Consider the following 15413-nt stretch of genomic DNA (forward strand, 5'->3'; position numbering starts at 1 on the left):
GACGAGCGAAAAGCCCCCCATCCCGGACGTGGCGACGAGGAAGGTCCTGGTCAGGTCAGTAGCGCGGCGATCACCAGCAGCACCGGGACGGCGACGACGGTCGAGGCCAGTGCCACGTCGCGGGCCAGCGGGACGGCGCGGTCGTAGCGCACGGCGTAACCGAACACGTTCTGCGCGGTGGGCAGGGCGGCCAGTACCACCGCGGCGAGCAGCGCCGGGCCGGTCAGGCCGAGCACGCCCGCGGCGAAGGCCCAGGCGATCAGCGGGTGCAGCACGTTCTTGATCAGGACGGCGGTCCACACCGAGCCCGCGGTCTCCCCCGCCCCGGGGCGGCGGGCGCCGTGCAGGGAGATGCCGAACGCGAGCAGCATGGCGGGCACCGCGAGGTCGGCGAGCAGCTCGACCGGGGCGGTCACCGGCTCCGGCAGCACGACGCCCGTCGCGGAGACGGTCAGCCCGGCGGCGGTGGCGATCGCGATCGGGTTGCGCAGCGGGGCGAGGGCGACCCGGCCCCACCCGGGGCGTTCGCCGCGGCCGTCGCCGGGCAGGACGTCCATCAGGGTCGTGAACAGCGGGGTCAGGATCGCGAGCTGGAACAGCAGCACCGGGGCGACGGCGGCGGAGTCGCCGAGCACGTAGGCCGCAATCGGGATACCGAGATTGCCCGCGTTGACGTAGCCGGACGCCATCGACCCGACGACGACCTCGCCTGCCGGGCGGCGGCGCAGCAGCGCGACGGGCACGAACAGCAGGCAGGCCAGGGTGCTGGTCAGCGCGGTGACGACCAGCCCCGAGGACAGGACGGCGCCGACGTCCGAACGGCTGAGCGTGGTGAACAGCAGCGCGGGTGTCGCGACGAAGAAGGCGGTGCGGGCGAGGACCTTCGAGCCCTGGTCTCCGAGCAGGCCTCCGCGGCCGAGGACGTACCCGACGACCACGACGACGCCGATGACCAGGAAACCTTCGAGGACGCCCACCACGTGCCGACATGTTACGTATGCGAACTAGTCCCCGGGGTGTCCGGCGGTTCGGTTCACAGGCGTTCAGGCCGCCCCGGGCATCGCGGCGAGGATGCGGGTGACGGCGTCGTCCATGTGGGCGGCCAGCCGGTCCAGCAGCAGCTCGGTGCGGCCGTCGCGCAGGGCATCGCGCAGCCGTTCGTGCTCGGCGAGCAGCGCCCGGGCGGGCGGGGCGGTCTGCTGGAACGCGGCGAGACACATCCGGGTCTCGACGAGCAGACCCTCGGTCATCCGGCGCAGCCGCGGGCTCCCCGACGCGGCGACGAGCGCGGCGTGGAAGTCGTGGTCGGCGTCGGCGAGGGCCACGGCGTCGCCCGCCTCGGCCGCGGCGGCCATCACCCCGAGCGGGATCTCCAGCGCGACGACGGCCGCCGCGCGGTCACCCTCCAGCACCTTGAGCGCCGCGGCCCGCTCCACCGCGGTGCGGGCCAGGTAGACGTCACGGACGTCGTCGGGACCGAGCTCGCGCACGAACAGGCCGCGGTGGCGTTCGCTGCGCAGCAACCCCTCGGCGACGAGGCGCTGCATCGCCTCGCGCAGCGGGCCGCGGCTCACCCCCAGCCGGTTCGCGAGGTCCACCTCGCCGAGCTGGGTGCCCGGCGCGAACGTGCCGCGCATGATCGCCGCACGGATCCGGTCGGCGACGATCTCCGCGGTGGAGCGCCGGCTCACCGGCTCGAGCTCCGAGACGTCCAGGCCCACGAGTCACCCTCTCCGGAACAGTGTCCCCAGGCCGGGACGGTCGACGTCGGCCCCGGCCACACGCAGGCCCTGCCAGATGCTCACCTGGTTCGCTGTCAGCACCGGCCTGCCCACGCGTGCGTCCAGCGCGTCGAGCACATCCACGGTGTGCAGCGCGGTGTCGGGCAGCAGCACCGCGTCGGCGCCGGGCGCGTCCGAGGCCACCGCGGCGGCGAACTCCAGCACGGTCTCCGGCGGCAACGTCCCGACCTCGGCGGCGGTGATGATGTCGCGGGCGGACAGCGTGTGCACGGAGATGTCGTGGTGGGTCAGGAAGTGCACGAAGGCGCCGGCGACGTCCGGCGGATAGGTCGCCCCGACCGCCACCGAGCGGATCCCGAGCCGCCGGCAGGCGTCGACGAAGGCGAACGACGTGCTCGACGTCGGCACCCCCGACACCCGTTCCAGCGCCGCGACCTGCCGGGCGGCGCCCTCGGGACCGAAGATGAACGACCCCGAGGTGCAGGCCCAGACGATCGCGTCCAGCGGGCCCGCCTCCGCGGCGACCCGGCGCGCGCCGTCGGCGAGGACCTCGTCGCCGCCGATGGCGAGCAGCGCGTCCTCGCGGTGGGCGTCCTCGGGCATCTCGGTGTGGACGAGGGCGAGCCGACTGCCGTCGGTCAGCAGCTTCTCGGCGCGCGGGTAGTCGTCCTCGGCGGAGAAGCCCGGGTAGAGGAATCCGACCGTGCTCATGTTGTCGACAATCCTACAGAGACCGGGGTCATCGCAAGGGTCACGACGCCCGCGAGTAGACCAGCCGCTCCCCCACACTGCCCGCGCGCCACACGTCGTGGCAGGCGGTCGCCATCCCCTCGAGCCCGTCGACGATGGTGGCGAACACGTTGCCCGGCACCCAGCCGACATCCCCGTTGAGCAGCAGGTTGTTGCGCCCGTAGAAGATCGCGAGGTCGATCCCGCCCTCGGCGGCGTCGATGCCCTGGTCGTCCTTGAACGCGCTGTCGAGCATCCCGCCGTGGAAGTCGAAGTAACAGACGTCGCCCGGGATGGGCGTGACCGTCGGGTTCTCCTGCCCGATCCGCGGGCCGAACCGCGGGACGATCGTGTAGACCTCGTTGCGGGCGTACTTGGCGTGCTGCGCGTCGCCACCCTGCGGGCCGTCGGCCAGCGCCTCCCAGACCGCCGCGGCGGTGCGCGGCGCCTCGGCCTCCAGCAGCCTCGCGGTGCACGCGACGCCACGCTTCGCGAGCTCGATCCTGATCAGCTTCGTCATCCGATCCCCCTGTCCGATACGCGGATTGTTGACAATCGTAGGTGCGCTTCCTAGCGTGTCAACGCCGCCCGACCTCCCTACCGACAGGATCTCCCGTTGCCGGTTTCCGCTGGTCAGGACCCCATCACCGTCACCGTGCTGCACGGCGGGGAGGCCCCGCCCGGGCTCGAGCGGCACGCCGGTGACGCACGTCTCCGCTTCGCCGCCGACGCCGGCGAGCTCGCCGCCGTACTGCCCGGCAGCGACGTGCTGCTCACCTGGGACTTCACCTCCGACGCCGTCAAGGACGTCTGGGAGGCCACCGACACCGCGGCGCTGCGCTGGGTGCACACCGCCAGCGCCGGCGTCGACCGGGTCGCGTTCCCCGCCCTGCTCGCCTCGGGTGCGACGCTGACGAACTCGCGCGGGGTGTTCGACCGCCCGATCGCCGAGTTCGTGCTCGGCGCGGTGATCGCGTTCGCCAAGGACACCGCCCGCTCGCTCGCGCTGCAGCGGGAGCGGACCTGGCGCCACCGCGAGACCGAGACCGTCGCCGGGAAGGTCGCGACGGTCGTCGGGAGCGGGCCGATCGGACGCGCCGTCGCCGACCTGCTGGGCGCGGTCGGGATGCGGGTGCGACTGGTCGGCCGGCGCGCCGCGGACGGCGTGCACGCCTTCGACGAGCTGCCCGGCCTGCTGCCCGACACCGACCACCTGGTGCTCGCCGCCCCGCTGACCGAGGCGACCCGCGGGATGCTGCACGCCGGGACGATCGCCCTGCTGCCCGAGCGGGCGCGGGTCGTCAACGTCGGCCGGGGCGCGCTCGTCGTGCAGGACGACCTGACCGACGCGCTCGCGACCGGGCGGCTCGCCGGCGCCGCCCTGGACGTGTTCGAGGCCGAGCCGCTGCCCGCGACCTCGCCGCTGTGGGCGATGGAGCACGTGCTCCTCTCCCCGCACATGTCCGGTGACGTCGTCGGATGGAAGGACATGCTCGTCGAGCTGTTCGCCGACAACCTCGCGCGCTTCCGGGACGGCCGGGAGCTGCGCAACGTGGTGGACCCCGAACGCGGGTACGTGAGCTCATCCGCAGGAAAGGTGTGACTGCTGTGACGACTGCAGACCTCAGCGCGACCGAGCTGCTGGCGGGCTACCGCAGCGGCGAGATCTCGCCGGTGCAGGCCACCCGCGACGCGCTGGACCGGATCGAGGCGCACGACGGCGCGGTGAACGCATTCTGCCTGGTCGACGCCGACTCGGCGCTGTCGCAGGCGAAGGACTCCGAGGCGCGCTGGCAGGCCGGGGAGCCGGTCGGGCCGCTGGACGGCGTCCCCACCTCGATCAAGGACATGCTCCTGACGATCGGCTGGCCGACCCGCCGCGGCTCGACGACGACGTCCCCGGACGGCCCGTTCGAGGTCGACGGTCCGCCGGTCGCCCGGGTCCGCGCCGCCGGGGCGGTGCTGATCGGGAAGAACACCACCCCCGAGCTGGCCTGGAAGGGCGTGACCGACTCGCCCCTGACGGGGGTCACCACCAACCCGTGGGACCCGACGAGGACGGCCGGCGGCTCGTCCGGCGGATCCGCATCCGCGGTGGGGCTGGGCATGGGCCCCCTGTCGCTGGGCACCGACGCAGGCGGCTCGGTCCGCATCCCGGCCGCGTTCACCGGCACCGTCGCGCACAAGCCGACCTACGGCCGGATCGCCCACTACCCCGGTTCGGCGTTCGGGACGCTCGCCCACGTCGGCCCGATGACCCGCACCGTCGCCGACGCCGCGCTGCTGCACGACGTCGTCGCGCAGCCCGACACCCGCGACCCGTGGGTGTTCGACGTGCCCCGCGAGTCCGCCGTCGAGCGGCTCGCCGGGGGCGCGCAGGGCCTGCGCATCGCGTTCTCCCCCACCCTGGGGTTCGTCGACGTCGACCCGGAGGTGGCGGCGCTGGTCGCCGAGGCGGCCGCGGTGTTCGCCCGTGAGCTCGGCGCGACCGTCGAGAATGCCGACCCCGGTTTCGCCGACCCGATCGAGCCGTTCCACACGCTCTGGTTCGCCGCGGCCGCGAAGTCCCTGGAGCCGGTCGGCGCCGAGGCCAGGAAGGCCATGGATCCGGCGCTGGTGGAGATCGCCGCGCAGGGCGCCGGGGTCTCGGCGCTGGACTACCTGGGCGCGATGGCCGTGCGCAACGAGCTGGGGACGCTGATGGGCGCCTTCCACTCCGAGTACGACCTGCTGCTCACCCCGACACTGCCGATCACCGCGTTCGAGGGCGGCCGGGAGGTCCCCGAGGGCTGGCACGACCCACGCTGGACGTCGTGGACGCCGTTCACGTACCCGTTCAACATGACCCAGCAGCCCGCGACGTCGGTGCCGTGCGGCTTCACCTCCGCCGGCCTGCCGGTGGGGCTGCAGGTCGTCGGGCCGCGGCACGCCGACGCCACGGTGCTGGCCGCCGCGCACGCCTACCAGCAGGCGACGACGCACCACCTGCGCAGGCCCCCGCTGCTGGGCTGACCCCGTCCCGCACGACGCCGGCGCCGCACCCCGGGATCGGGTACGGCGCCGGGGGCGTCGGAACGGGTGGGCTCAGGTGGCGTCCCAGTCGACCGGGGGCTTCTCGCCCGAGGTGAGCGGGGGCTGCGGCTCTCGGACGGGCGGCGGGGTGCTCGCGGCGGCCGCGCCCCCGGCCGCCGCCACGCCACCGGCCGCCGCGGCGGTCCCGGCGCCGGGGGCGAAGCCGTTCGGCTTGACCGGGCCGGCGAACCCGTCGTCGGAGAACAGGCTGCGGGTGATCGCGGTGCGCGGGTTGAGCGAGCGCAGGCTGCGCAGGTCGTTGAGCGGCTGCTGGATCTGGTCGAACTCCGGGCCCAGCTCCTTCTTCAGGTGGTCCTGGGCGCCGGTGGCGAACTCCTTGACCTTGCGCACGGCGCGGCCCAGCCACGCCGCCGCCTCGGGCAGCCGCTCCGGGCCGAGGATGAAGAGCCCCGCCACGACCAGGACGAGGATCTCCGGCATGCCGATGTTCTCGAACACAGCGCCAGCGTACGGGTACTAGCGCTGCCCGAGCGTGACGGTCACGGTGAGCGGTCGTCCCTGGCGGACGAGACCGACCGGGACCTGCTCGCCGGGGGCGTGTTCGCGGACGGCGACGACCAGCTCGTCGGCACTGGCGATGGGGCGCCCGGCGACGTCGACGACGACGTCGCCGTCGGCGATCCCGGCCGCGGCCGCCGGTCCCCCGGCGACGACGTTCTGCACCTGGGCGCCGTCGGTGGCGCCGTCGGTGACCGAGCGGGCGTTGACACCGAGGTCGGCGTGCGCCACGCGGCCGGTGCGGATGAGCTCCTCGGCGATGGCGCGGGCGTCGTCGATCGGGATGGCGAAGCCCAGGCCGATCGAGCCGCCCTGTGCCCCGGACTCGGCGCTGCCCGCGCTGCGGATCGCGGTGTTGATGCCGACGACGGCGCCGGTCGCGTCCACCAGTGGGCCGCCGGAGTTGCCGGGGTTGATCGCGGCGTCGGTCTGCACGGCGTCGATCACCGCGTCGCCCGCACTTCCCTCGGGGTCGAGCCGCACCGGGCGGTCGACGGCCGACACGATCCCCGTCGTCACCGTGCCCGCCAGGCCGAACGGCGACCCGATCGCGATCACCGCGTCACCGACGGCGAGCTCGCCGGAGCGGCCGATCGCGGCGACCGTCGGGTTCGCGACGGGCACCTTGACCACCGCGAGGTCGGTCATCGGGTCCGCACCGACCACGGTGGCCGGGACGCGGGAGCCGTCGGAGAACAGGGCCTCGATGGTTCCCTGGCCGGGTCCGGTCGCCGGCGCGACGACGTGGTCGTTGGTGAGCACGTAGCCAGCGGGGTCGATCACGACGCCGGAGCCGTTGCCCGCCTGGTTGCCGACGGTCACCTCCAGCGAGACGACCGCGGGCAGCACCCGCGAGGCGACCTCCGACACCGAGCCGGGCGGCCGTTCCCGGGCGGGCTCGGTCGCGCTCAGCACGGCTCCGGGGCTGGTCAGTGCGCTCGCAGCGGCGGCGGTCCAGTGCCCGACCAGGCCGCCCGCCGCACCGACGACGAGGGCGAGTACGCCGAGCAGCGCCAGCGCGCGCGGCTGCACCCGCTTGCCGAACAGGACCTCGCGGACGCTGAGCCGGGGGCCGTCGGGCCGGGGACCCTCACCGGGCGCGTCGCCGTCGCCGGGCGGTGGCGCGGCGACGACCGGCGTGCCCGGGTCGCGCCAGGGGTCGCCGGTCGAGCCGCCGGGCCAGAACGGGTCCTGCTCGGCGCTCTGCTCACCACCGCGCAGCGCGTCGCCCGACGCACCGGGCGGACGCTGCAGACCACCGGCGGGGCCGCCGTCCGGTGCGCGGTCCGGGCGGCCGAACGCGCGGGCGACCGCGGCGGTCGGTGGGGGCACCGTCGGCAGCGACCCGTTCGACCCGAGGTGCGACGACGGCGGCGCGAACGAGCTGCCGACGCCGTCCGGGCGGCCGAAAGCGGCCTGCTCGCCGGGGTCGGTCGCGGGACGGTCCAGCGGGCGGGGGCGCAGCCGCGGCGGGGCGGAGCCGTGGGCCTCCGGGTCGGCCGCGCCGTCCGGGCGGGCGCCGCGGTCGTCGCTCACCGGGTCACCCCGGAGCCCGGGGAGACTGCTCCCGACGATCGATCAGCCGGCACGGCGTCCACCCAGTACACCCACTCAGCCTGCCCGGCGGGCGGTGAAGTCGGTGTATCGGTGACGCGTCAGCGCGTCGGCGAGATGTCGGCGTCACCGGTCGGCGTGGCCGAGGTCGTCGGCGACAGCGGCGCACCGGTCGAGTCCACCGTGGTGGCGGCCGGGACGGCCGTCCGCCGCGACGAGGCGGGCACCGGGGTGGCCGCGAACCGGGCGACGGCCGCGGCACCCGGGCCGGGGACGGCCGGCCCGGTCGGGGTGGCGGTCGTGGCGGCGGGCAGGCCGAACGCGAGCGCGCCGAGCGCCAGCCCGGACACGGCGGCACCGGTGCCCAGACGCACCCGTCGCGACCGGCCGGCACGACGGCCGTGGTCGCCCTCGACCGGCGCCGGGCGCAGCACCGACACGAGCTGGCCGTCCGGGGTGAGCGACAGGCCCGCCGGCGGCGGGGGCAGCTCGGTGTCCTGCGGGATCGCGCGCAGCGTCGACATCAGCGACGGCGGCAGCGTGGGGGCGTCGGCACCGCGCAGCGCGGTGCGGGCCCGCCGCTGCTCGGCGACCTCCACCGCGCAGTCGGGGCAGCGCTCGAGGTGGCGGGTGGCGCGGTCGTGCGGGCCGGCGGCCAGCTCGTCGTCCACGAAGGCGACGACCGCCTCGAGCGTCAGGTGGGTCGTCCCCCAGTCCGGGGGGACGACCTGGAAACGCCGTCGCTCGGTCACGGGACCAACTCTGCCACCGGACCGCGGTCGGATGCCACCGCCTGCTCCTCCGCCGCGGCCGCGCGGTGCCGCTCCAGCGACGCCCGCAGCGCGGTCCGGCCCCGGTGGATGCGGCTGCGGACGGTGCCGAGCTTCACCCCGAGGGTGGCGCCGATCTCCTCGTAGGACAGGCCCTCGACGTCGCACAGGACGACGGCGACCCGGAAGTCCGGGGGCAGCTCGTCCAGCGCGGCCTGCAGGTGCGGGTCGAGGTGGTTGATCGCGAACACGGTCTCGGGCTCGGGGCCACCGCCCGGGAGCCGGTCGGTGTCCTCGGGCAGTCCCTCCATCCGCAGCCGGGCGCGGCGGCGGACCATGTCGAGGAACAGGTTCGTGGTGATGCGGTGCAGCCAGCCCTCGAAGGTGCCCGGCTTGTAGGACGCCAGGGACCGGAACACCCGGATGAAGGTCTCCTGGGTGAGGTCCTCCGCGTCGTGCTGGTTGCCGGACAGGCGGTAGGCGAGTCGGTAGACGCGGTCGGCGTGCTCCCGGACGACCTCGTCCCAGGTGGGCGGGGTCCAGTCGGCACCCTCACCGGGGCGGGTACCGGCGGCGGCGTCCCGGAACGGGGCGTCGTCGGTTGCGCGAGGGGCGGACATCGGGGCGGGGCACCTCCGTGGAGTCGCGACCGTGTCGTGGTGTCGATCGGCCGCGAGGCTTCGTTCGTTGCACCACAGACTGCCCGCCACCCATGAGGAGGATGTGAAACCCGTCTGAGAGAAGTCTGTGAAACCGACGACGGATCATGCGGCGATAATCTTGCGCCATGAGCACACCCGCGGGGGCGGCCGCGTACGCCGAGGGCTACCTCGCCGAGGACGATGCGTGCGGCGAGGCCCGCGCACTGGGCACGGCGGCGGGCGCGCACCCCATCTCCGCGGCGGGCGGGGCGGCGCTGTCGGTGCTGGCCGCGACGGTCTCCGCTCGGGCCGTCGTCGAGATCGGGACCGGAGCCGGGGTGAGCGGGCTGTACCTCCTGCGCGGCATGGCCGGCGACGGGACGCTGACCACCATCGACGTCGACCCGGAGCTGCAGCGTTCGGCCCGGCGCACCTTCCTCGCCGCCGGGTACGGGCCCGGGCGCGCGCGGCTGATCAACGGGATGGCACTGGAGGTGCTGCCGCGACTGACCGACGGCGGCTACGACCTCGTCGTCGCCGACGCCGTCCCCGCCGAGTACCCCGGCTACCTGGCCGAGGCGATCCGGCTGCTGCGCCCCGGCGGGGTGCTGGTGCTGGAGGGTGTGCTCGACGGTGGCCGGGTCGCCGAGCCCGGTGCCGTGCACGGTCCGGGTACGGCCGCACTGCGCGAGACCGCCGCGCTGGTCCGCGACGACGAGCGCCTGCTGTCGGCGCTGCTGCCGGTCGCGGACGGGATGCTCTGCGCCGTCCGCAGGTGAGCGGAGCGAACGCGGCATCGACACCGCAGGTGAGCGCGGAGCCGCAGGTCGGCGCTACTGCGCCGTGACGCCCTTGCCGAGGACGACGACGCCGCCGTTGGAGACGGTGTAGCGGCTGCGGTCGAGGTTCAGGTCGACGCCGATCAGCGCGCCGTCGGGGACGACGACGTTCTTGTCGAGGATCGCACGGCGCACGACCGCGCCCCGGCCGATCCGGGCGCCCGGCAGCACGACCGAGTCCGAGACCTCCGCGCCGCCCGACACCGACACGTTCGGGCTGATGACCGACCGGCGCACGATCGCCCCGGAGATGATCGTGCCCGCGCCGACGATCGAGTCCTGCGCGATGCCGCCCTCGACGAACTTCGCCGGCGGCAGCGCGGGCATCGCGGTGCGGATGGGCCAGCGCTGGTTGTAGAGGTTGAAGATCGGGTGCACCGAGACGAGGTCGGTGTGCGCGTCGTAGTACGCGTCGATGGTCCCGACGTCGCGCCAGTAGCCGGCGTCGCGCTCGGTGGCGCCGGGGACGACGTTGTCGGCGAAGTCGTAGACGTGCGCGTCACCCTTGGCGACGAGCGCCGGGATGATGTCCCCGCCCATGTCGTGATCGGAGTCGGCGTTCGCAGCGTCGGCCTTCAGCGCGTCGAGCAGTGCCTCGGTGGTGAACACGTAGTTGCCCATCGAAGCGAAGGTCACCTCGGGGTCGTCCGGCACGTGCGGCGGGTCGGACGGCTTCTCGAGGAACTCGGTGATGCGGCCGGTCTCGTCGGAGGCGATGCAGCCGAACGCCTTGGCCTCGGCCCGCGGCACCCGGATCCCCGCGACGGTGACGCCCGCGCCGGACTCGGCGTGCTGGGCGATCATCTGCGCCGGGTCCATCCGGTAGACGTGGTCGGCGCCGAACACGGCGATGTACTCGGGCTGGTCGTCGTAGACCAGGTTGAGGCTCTGGAAGATCGCGTCCGCCGAGCCGGTGTACCAGCGCCTGCCGAGCCGCTGCTGGGCCGGGACGGTGGTGATGTACTGGTCGAGCACCGACGACAGCCGCCACGTCGTCGAGATGTGCCGGTCCAACGAGTGCGACTTGTACTGGGTCAGCACGCACAGCCGGTCCATCCCGCAGTTCACGAGGTTGGACAGCACGAAGTCGATGAGCCGGTAGTTGCCACCGAACGGGACGGCGGGCTTGGCACGGTCCGCGGTGAGCGGCCAGAGCCGCTTCCCCTCGCCACCGGCCAGCACGATGCCGAGAACCCTTCCGGGAAGACGTCCGGACGCGGTCGGTCGCATGGCGTGAACACTAGTGGGCGCCCGGTGGCGGGGCCATACGTCCGGCCCCGCCGGGCAGGGTCGGACCGGATCGGACGCAGCGATCGCCCGGCGGACTCCTCGCGCCGCGTCCGCCCGCCCCGGTAGCGTCCCGGCCCGTGCGCGTCGGCCTTCTCACCCGTGAATACCCGCCCGCCGTCTACGGCGGCGCCGGAGTCCACGTGGGACATCTCGTCCCCGCCCTGCGGGAGCTCGTCGACGTCGACGTGCACTGCTTCGCCGAACCGGGCAGCAACGCCCCGGCCGACGCGCGCGCACACTCCGCGCCGCCGCTGCCGGACGGGGCGAACGCGGCGCTGACCACGCTCGGGGTGGACCTGTCGATGGCCGCCGAGCTGGAGCGCTGCGACGTACTGCACTCCCACACCTGGTACGCCAACATGGCGGGCCACATCGGCGGTCTGCTGCACGGGCGCCCGCACGTGGTCACGGCCCACTCGCTGGAGCCGCTGCGGCCGTGGAAGGCCGAGCAGCTCGGCGGCGGGTACCGGCTGTCGTCGTGGGTGGAGCGGACCGCCTACGAGGCGGCGGACGCCGTCATCGCGGTCTCCCACGGCATGCGCCGCGACGTGCTGAACGCCTACCCCGCGATCGACCCGGACCTGGTGCACGTGGTGCACAACGGCATCGACACGCAGTTCTACGCGCCCGACCCGGCCCGCGACGCGCTGCTCGCCCACGGCGTCGACCCGGACCGGCCGCTCGTGGTGTTCGTCGGCCGGATCACCCGACAGAAGGGCCTCGGGCACCTGGTCGCGGCGGCACACCGGTTCGACCCGTCGGCGCAGGTCGTGCTCTGCGCGGGCGCCCCGGACACGAAGGAGATCGCGGCCGAGACCGAGCGGGCGGTGGCGGAGCTGTCCGCCTCGCGCGACGGCGTCGTGTGGATCCAGCGGATGCTCGCCACCGCCGAGGTCCGCCAGCTGCTGTCGGCGGCGACGGTGTTCGTGTGCCCCTCGGTCTACGAGCCGCTGGGCATCGTGAACCTGGAGGCGATGGCCTGCGGTACGGCCGTGGTCGCCTCCGACGTCGGCGGGATCCCGGAGGTCGTCGACGACGGCGCGACCGGCCTCCTCGCGCACTACGACCCGGCCGACACCGCCGCGTTCGAAGCGGCACTGGCCGAGGCGGTCAACGCGCTGGTCGCGGACCCGCGGCGGGCCGCGACGATGGGTGAGCGGGGCCGGGAGCGCGCGGTCGCCGAGTTCGCCTGGGCCGAGATGGCCCGGCGGACGCTGGAGGTCTACGAGTCGGTGGCCTGAGGCCCGTCACCGGGCCCCGGGTACGACGACGGCGGGACCGGTTCCCCGGCCCCGCCGCGTCGTGTCCGTTCCGTCGGCCGTCAGCCGACGGTCGACTTCAGCGCCTCACTGAGGTCGGTGGCCTCGTCCGGGGTCATCTCGACGACGAGACGCCCGCCGCCCTCGAGCGGGACGCGCATCACGATGCCCCGGCCCTCCTTGGTGACTTCCATGGGCCCGTCGCCGGTGCGGGGCTTCATCGCGGCCATTCGTCCGTCCTCCGTCAACATCCACAACTGTCGTTCCCCGGTGCGCGCTCGGGGCACGCGCCGACCGTGGGACCACATTGTCCCCCATCACCGGCGCCGAGGTGCAACCGAGGCGATCACGGCTCGGCAGCGATACCCGCGGCGTTCACGCAGCGCAACGGCCCGGCGACGCTACGGCGACCCCGGTCCGGTCCGCCGCGGGCCCTCCGGGGCGGCCCCGGCACGCCAGCAGTACGCGACGTGGTCGTCGACCAGACCGGTCGCCTGCATGAGTGCGTAGCAGGTGGTGGGACCGACGAACCGGAAGCCGCGCTTCTTGAGCGCCGTCGACAACGCCGTCGATGCGGGCGTGGAGCCGGGGACGTCGGACAGCCGTGCCGGGCGCGGGTGGTCGGCCGGGTCGGGTGCGTAGGAAGCGAGGAACGCGCCGAGGTCGTCACCGGCGTCGAGGAGGTCGAGCACGGCGCGGGCGTTGGAGATCGTGGCCTCGATCTTCATCCGGTTGCGCACGATCCGGGCGTCGCCGAGGAGGCGGGTCACGTCGTCGTCGCCGAAGCGGGCGACCGTGTCCGGGTCGAAGTCGGCGAAGACCTCGCGGAACGCCGGGCGCTTGCGCAGCACGACGATCCAGGACAGCCCGGACTGGAACGCCTCCAGGCTCATGCGCTCGAACCAGGCCGCGGTGCCGTGGACGGGGCGGCCCCACTCGTCGTCGTGGTAGGCGACGTAGTCCGGTGCCGAGAGCGCCCAGTCGCAGCGGGGGCGGTCGTCGTGGGCCGCGGGGTCGGGCGATGTCACCGGCCGGCCCGGTAGCGGTCCTCGGTCCGCTCGGCCATCCCGCGCAGCGAGTGCGCGACCCCGGCACGGAACGCGGGGCGCACCAGCGGCCAGCCGAACCGGCCGAGCGCACCGAGCGGCAGGTCGAGCAGCTCGGTCCACAGGAACCGCGACCGCGCCGGGCCCAGCTCCACGACGACGAACACGCCGTCGCCGCGGATCACGGTGCCGGTGTGGGTGACGACGATCCGCCGCTCCCCCGTCGCACCGGCGGGCGGTTCGGTCCACTCGGTGACCCGCATCGAGTCGGCGACGCCGAGCGGCCCGACCCCGGTGACCGCGCGCAGCTCGGTGCCGACCGAGCGGCCGTCGCCCGCGGTGATCTCGACGGTCGTGCCGAGCATCCAGTCCGACTGGCCCTCGAGGTCGGAGACGACCTCCCACAGGACGTCGGCGGGCACGTTGACGTCGACCGGGACCGTCAGCTCCACCCGGCCGTCGCCGGCCGGGCGCACGCCCGGGGTGCGGTCGCCGACCCCGCCGTCGCGGCCGTCCCCGCTCCTGCCTGCGGTACCGCCGTCACCACTGCCGTCGTTGCTCGTCACCCGGGTCCTCCTCGGCGCGCATCCGCGCGATCGTCGCCTCCAACCGGGCCACCCGGTCGGCCAGCTCGTGCCGGTCGGTCCGGACCCGGTCCAGCTCGCCGGCCAACCGGTCGAGTGCCCAGTCCACCTCAGCCATCCGGTATCCGCGCAGCACCTGCTGGAAACGCAGGTCGCGGACGTCGGTTCCGGAAACCTCGCGGGCGGGCAGCCGGGTGGGTGTCGCGTCCGGGGCGAGCGGGGCGAGCTCCTCCCCGCGGCCGAAGACCGCGGCCGCCAACACGAACACCAGCGCGGCGACGCCGGCCAGCACGAGCACGTACGCGAGGGCGGTCCCCATGCCGCCATCTCATCACGCCGGTCCGACGACGGGTCTCACCCCACGCGGGCGGCGGGTGCGACCACCGGCTCGGCGGACCCTCCGTCGCGCACCCGGCCCGGTGGGGGCCGGTCCACCTGGCGCAACGGACGGGTCTCGGTGCGCCATTCCGTCTCCGCGCCGTGGCCGGTGTGCACGTGGCCGGGGAGGACGTCGTCGGGGAGGAACGCGGTGAGTCCGGCGCCGGAGTCCTCGACCCCGCAGCGGGCCAGGGCCGTGGCGAGGACCTCGCGGGAGGTGCGGCCGAGCTCGTGCAGCGGGCGGTTGCGGTGCCGGCGCACGCCGAGGTCGGCCTGCGCGATGGCCGCGGTCCCGCCGACGACGGTGTCGGCGTCGGTGTCGAGCAGCAGGCCGATGTCGACGCCGTAGCCGGTCGCGAACGGGAGCCGGTCGAGCAGCTCGCGGGTGGCGGCGTACTCACCCCCGATGGGCTGGCGGACGTGCCGCAGCCCGGGGCGGAGCGCGGCGAGCAGGGGGCGGGCGAGCAGCTCGGTGACGCGGCCGCCCTCGTGCCCGCTCGCGTCGTCGGGGCCGCAGGCACCACCGGGGCCGCCGGGGCCGGTGAGCGGACGCCGGTGGTAGCCCTTGACCAGCGCGGTCCCGGGCCGGGTGAGCAGCGGCGCGAGGAGCCGTTCGACGAGCTCGGGGTGCGGGTCGACGAGGTCGGCGTCGATGAAGCAGACCAGGTCGGCCGGGCGCGGCCCGTTCCCCAGGGCGACGACGGCGCGCCACATCGCCTCGCCCTTGCCCGGCAGCACGTGGACGCCGGGCACCGCCCGCTCGCGGCCGAGCACCCGTGCCCCGGCCGCCGCGGCGTACTCCGCGGTGCGGTCGGTGCTCCCGGAGTCGAGGACGACAAGGTCGTCGACCAGCGGGACCGGGCCCTCGCACAGCCGGGTCAGCCCGGCGACGAGCGCACCGACCGTCGCCTCCTCGTCCAGGGCGGGCAGGACGACGGCGATGCGACGGCCGTCCTTGCGGGCGGCGAGCCGGGCGGAGAGGGTCACGGG

Annotated in this window: 18 protein-coding genes; 4 read left to right on the forward strand and 14 right to left on the reverse strand. The window is 74.7% G+C overall.

What is annotated here, in order from left to right; genetic code table 11:
• Nucleotides 1-50: 50 nt before the first annotated feature.
• The 4 genes from DMP15_RS25265 to DMP15_RS25280 all read right to left on the reverse strand — a co-directional run bounded on the left by DMP15_RS25265 (nucleotide 51) and on the right by DMP15_RS25280 (nucleotide 2991).
• Entirely contained in the window at nucleotides 51-980 is a 930-nt protein-coding gene (locus tag DMP15_RS25265) for an AEC family transporter (protein WP_161151402.1), read from the reverse strand.
• Nucleotides 981-1043: 63 nt separating this feature from the next.
• Nucleotides 1044-1715, reverse strand: coding sequence for a GntR family transcriptional regulator (locus tag DMP15_RS25270; protein WP_202416334.1), 672 nt, complete (start codon nucleotides 1713-1715; stop codon nucleotides 1044-1046).
• Nucleotides 1716-1724: 9 nt separating this feature from the next.
• Entirely contained in the window at nucleotides 1725-2453 is a 729-nt protein-coding gene (locus tag DMP15_RS25275; protein ID WP_073577751.1) for a maleate cis-trans isomerase family protein, read from the reverse strand.
• A gap of 40 nt (nucleotides 2454-2493) precedes the next feature.
• A complete protein-coding gene (locus DMP15_RS25280) occupies nucleotides 2494-2991 on the reverse strand; it encodes a DUF3830 family protein (protein ID WP_161151401.1) in 498 nt (165 codons plus the stop codon).
• Nucleotides 2992-3087: 96 nt separating this feature from the next.
• Here DMP15_RS25280 and DMP15_RS25285 point away from each other — a divergent pair, with 96 nt between their 5' ends.
• Together DMP15_RS25285 and DMP15_RS25290 are read left to right on the forward strand one after the other, a co-directional pair.
• Nucleotides 3088-4074 (forward strand): D-2-hydroxyacid dehydrogenase, encoded by a 987-nt coding sequence (locus DMP15_RS25285; RefSeq protein WP_337826536.1) that lies wholly within the window; start codon nucleotides 3088-3090, stop codon nucleotides 4072-4074.
• A gap of 5 nt (nucleotides 4075-4079) precedes the next feature.
• Nucleotides 4080-5483, forward strand: a complete 1404-nt coding sequence (locus DMP15_RS25290) for an amidase (RefSeq protein WP_337826537.1) — start codon at nucleotides 4080-4082, stop codon at nucleotides 5481-5483.
• A 72-nt stretch (nucleotides 5484-5555) separates the two neighbouring features.
• On the opposite strand, the gene tatB is transcribed toward DMP15_RS25290, so the two are convergent.
• The 4 genes from tatB to sigE all read right to left on the reverse strand — a co-directional run bounded on the left by tatB (nucleotide 5556) and on the right by sigE (nucleotide 9006).
• Entirely contained in the window at nucleotides 5556-6002 is a 447-nt protein-coding gene (tatB, locus tag DMP15_RS25295) for a Sec-independent protein translocase protein TatB (protein ID WP_073577747.1), read from the reverse strand.
• An 18-nt stretch (nucleotides 6003-6020) separates the two neighbouring features.
• Nucleotides 6021-7598, reverse strand: a complete 1578-nt coding sequence (locus DMP15_RS25300) for a S1C family serine protease (RefSeq protein ID WP_312888529.1) — start codon at nucleotides 7596-7598, stop codon at nucleotides 6021-6023.
• A gap of 119 nt (nucleotides 7599-7717) precedes the next feature.
• Complete coding sequence (locus DMP15_RS25305; protein WP_073577746.1) at nucleotides 7718-8368, reverse strand: anti-sigma factor family protein; 651 nt, start codon at nucleotides 8366-8368, stop codon at nucleotides 7718-7720.
• The gene (gene sigE / locus DMP15_RS25310; RefSeq protein ID WP_062400471.1) at nucleotides 8365-9006 is read right to left on the reverse strand and encodes an RNA polymerase sigma factor SigE; all 642 of its coding nucleotides are present in this window, start codon (nucleotides 9004-9006) and stop codon (nucleotides 8365-8367) included. The genes DMP15_RS25305 and sigE overlap by 4 nt, the downstream gene beginning before the upstream one ends.
• A 167-nt stretch (nucleotides 9007-9173) precedes the next feature.
• Here sigE and DMP15_RS25315 point away from each other — a divergent pair, with 167 nt between their 5' ends.
• Nucleotides 9174-9806: an O-methyltransferase gene (locus tag DMP15_RS25315; protein WP_100879700.1), complete on the forward strand. Its 633-nt coding sequence runs from the start codon at nucleotides 9174-9176 to the stop codon at nucleotides 9804-9806.
• 54 nt (nucleotides 9807-9860) lie between these two features.
• On the opposite strand, the gene glgC is transcribed toward DMP15_RS25315, so the two are convergent.
• On the reverse strand, nucleotides 9861-11096 hold the full coding sequence (gene glgC / locus DMP15_RS25320) for a glucose-1-phosphate adenylyltransferase (RefSeq protein WP_073577744.1): 1236 nt from the start codon (nucleotides 11094-11096) through the stop codon (nucleotides 9861-9863).
• Nucleotides 11097-11233: 137 nt separating this feature from the next.
• Between glgC and glgA the strand changes: the two genes are divergently transcribed.
• Nucleotides 11234-12397, forward strand: a complete 1164-nt coding sequence (gene glgA / locus DMP15_RS25325) for a glycogen synthase (RefSeq protein WP_100879699.1) — start codon at nucleotides 11234-11236, stop codon at nucleotides 12395-12397.
• 80 nt (nucleotides 12398-12477) lie between these two features.
• On the opposite strand, the gene DMP15_RS25330 is transcribed toward glgA, so the two are convergent.
• The 5 genes from DMP15_RS25330 to DMP15_RS25350 form a co-directional block, all read right to left on the reverse strand.
• A complete protein-coding gene (locus tag DMP15_RS25330) occupies nucleotides 12478-12645 on the reverse strand; it encodes a DUF3117 domain-containing protein (protein WP_010241564.1) in 168 nt (55 codons plus the stop codon).
• 171 nt (nucleotides 12646-12816) lie between these two features.
• Complete coding sequence (locus DMP15_RS25335) at nucleotides 12817-13443, reverse strand: DNA-3-methyladenine glycosylase I (RefSeq protein WP_073577742.1); 627 nt, start codon at nucleotides 13441-13443, stop codon at nucleotides 12817-12819.
• A complete protein-coding gene (locus tag DMP15_RS25340; protein ID WP_443217679.1) occupies nucleotides 13440-14027 on the reverse strand; it encodes an SRPBCC family protein in 588 nt (195 codons plus the stop codon). Before DMP15_RS25340 ends, DMP15_RS25335 begins: the two co-directional genes overlap by 4 nt.
• Complete coding sequence (locus DMP15_RS25345; RefSeq protein WP_073577741.1) at nucleotides 14002-14364, reverse strand: DivIVA domain-containing protein; 363 nt, start codon at nucleotides 14362-14364, stop codon at nucleotides 14002-14004. Before DMP15_RS25345 ends, DMP15_RS25340 begins: the two co-directional genes overlap by 26 nt.
• A 35-nt stretch (nucleotides 14365-14399) precedes the next feature.
• Nucleotides 14400-15410, reverse strand: coding sequence for a glucosyl-3-phosphoglycerate synthase (locus DMP15_RS25350; RefSeq protein WP_253068299.1), 1011 nt, complete (start codon nucleotides 15408-15410; stop codon nucleotides 14400-14402).
• Nucleotides 15411-15413 lie beyond the last annotated feature (3 nt).

This window comes from Pseudonocardia sp. UM4_GMWB1 (genome assembly GCF_017312155.1).
GTDB classification, from domain to species: Bacteria; Actinomycetota; Actinomycetes; order Mycobacteriales; family Pseudonocardiaceae; genus Pseudonocardia; species Pseudonocardia alni.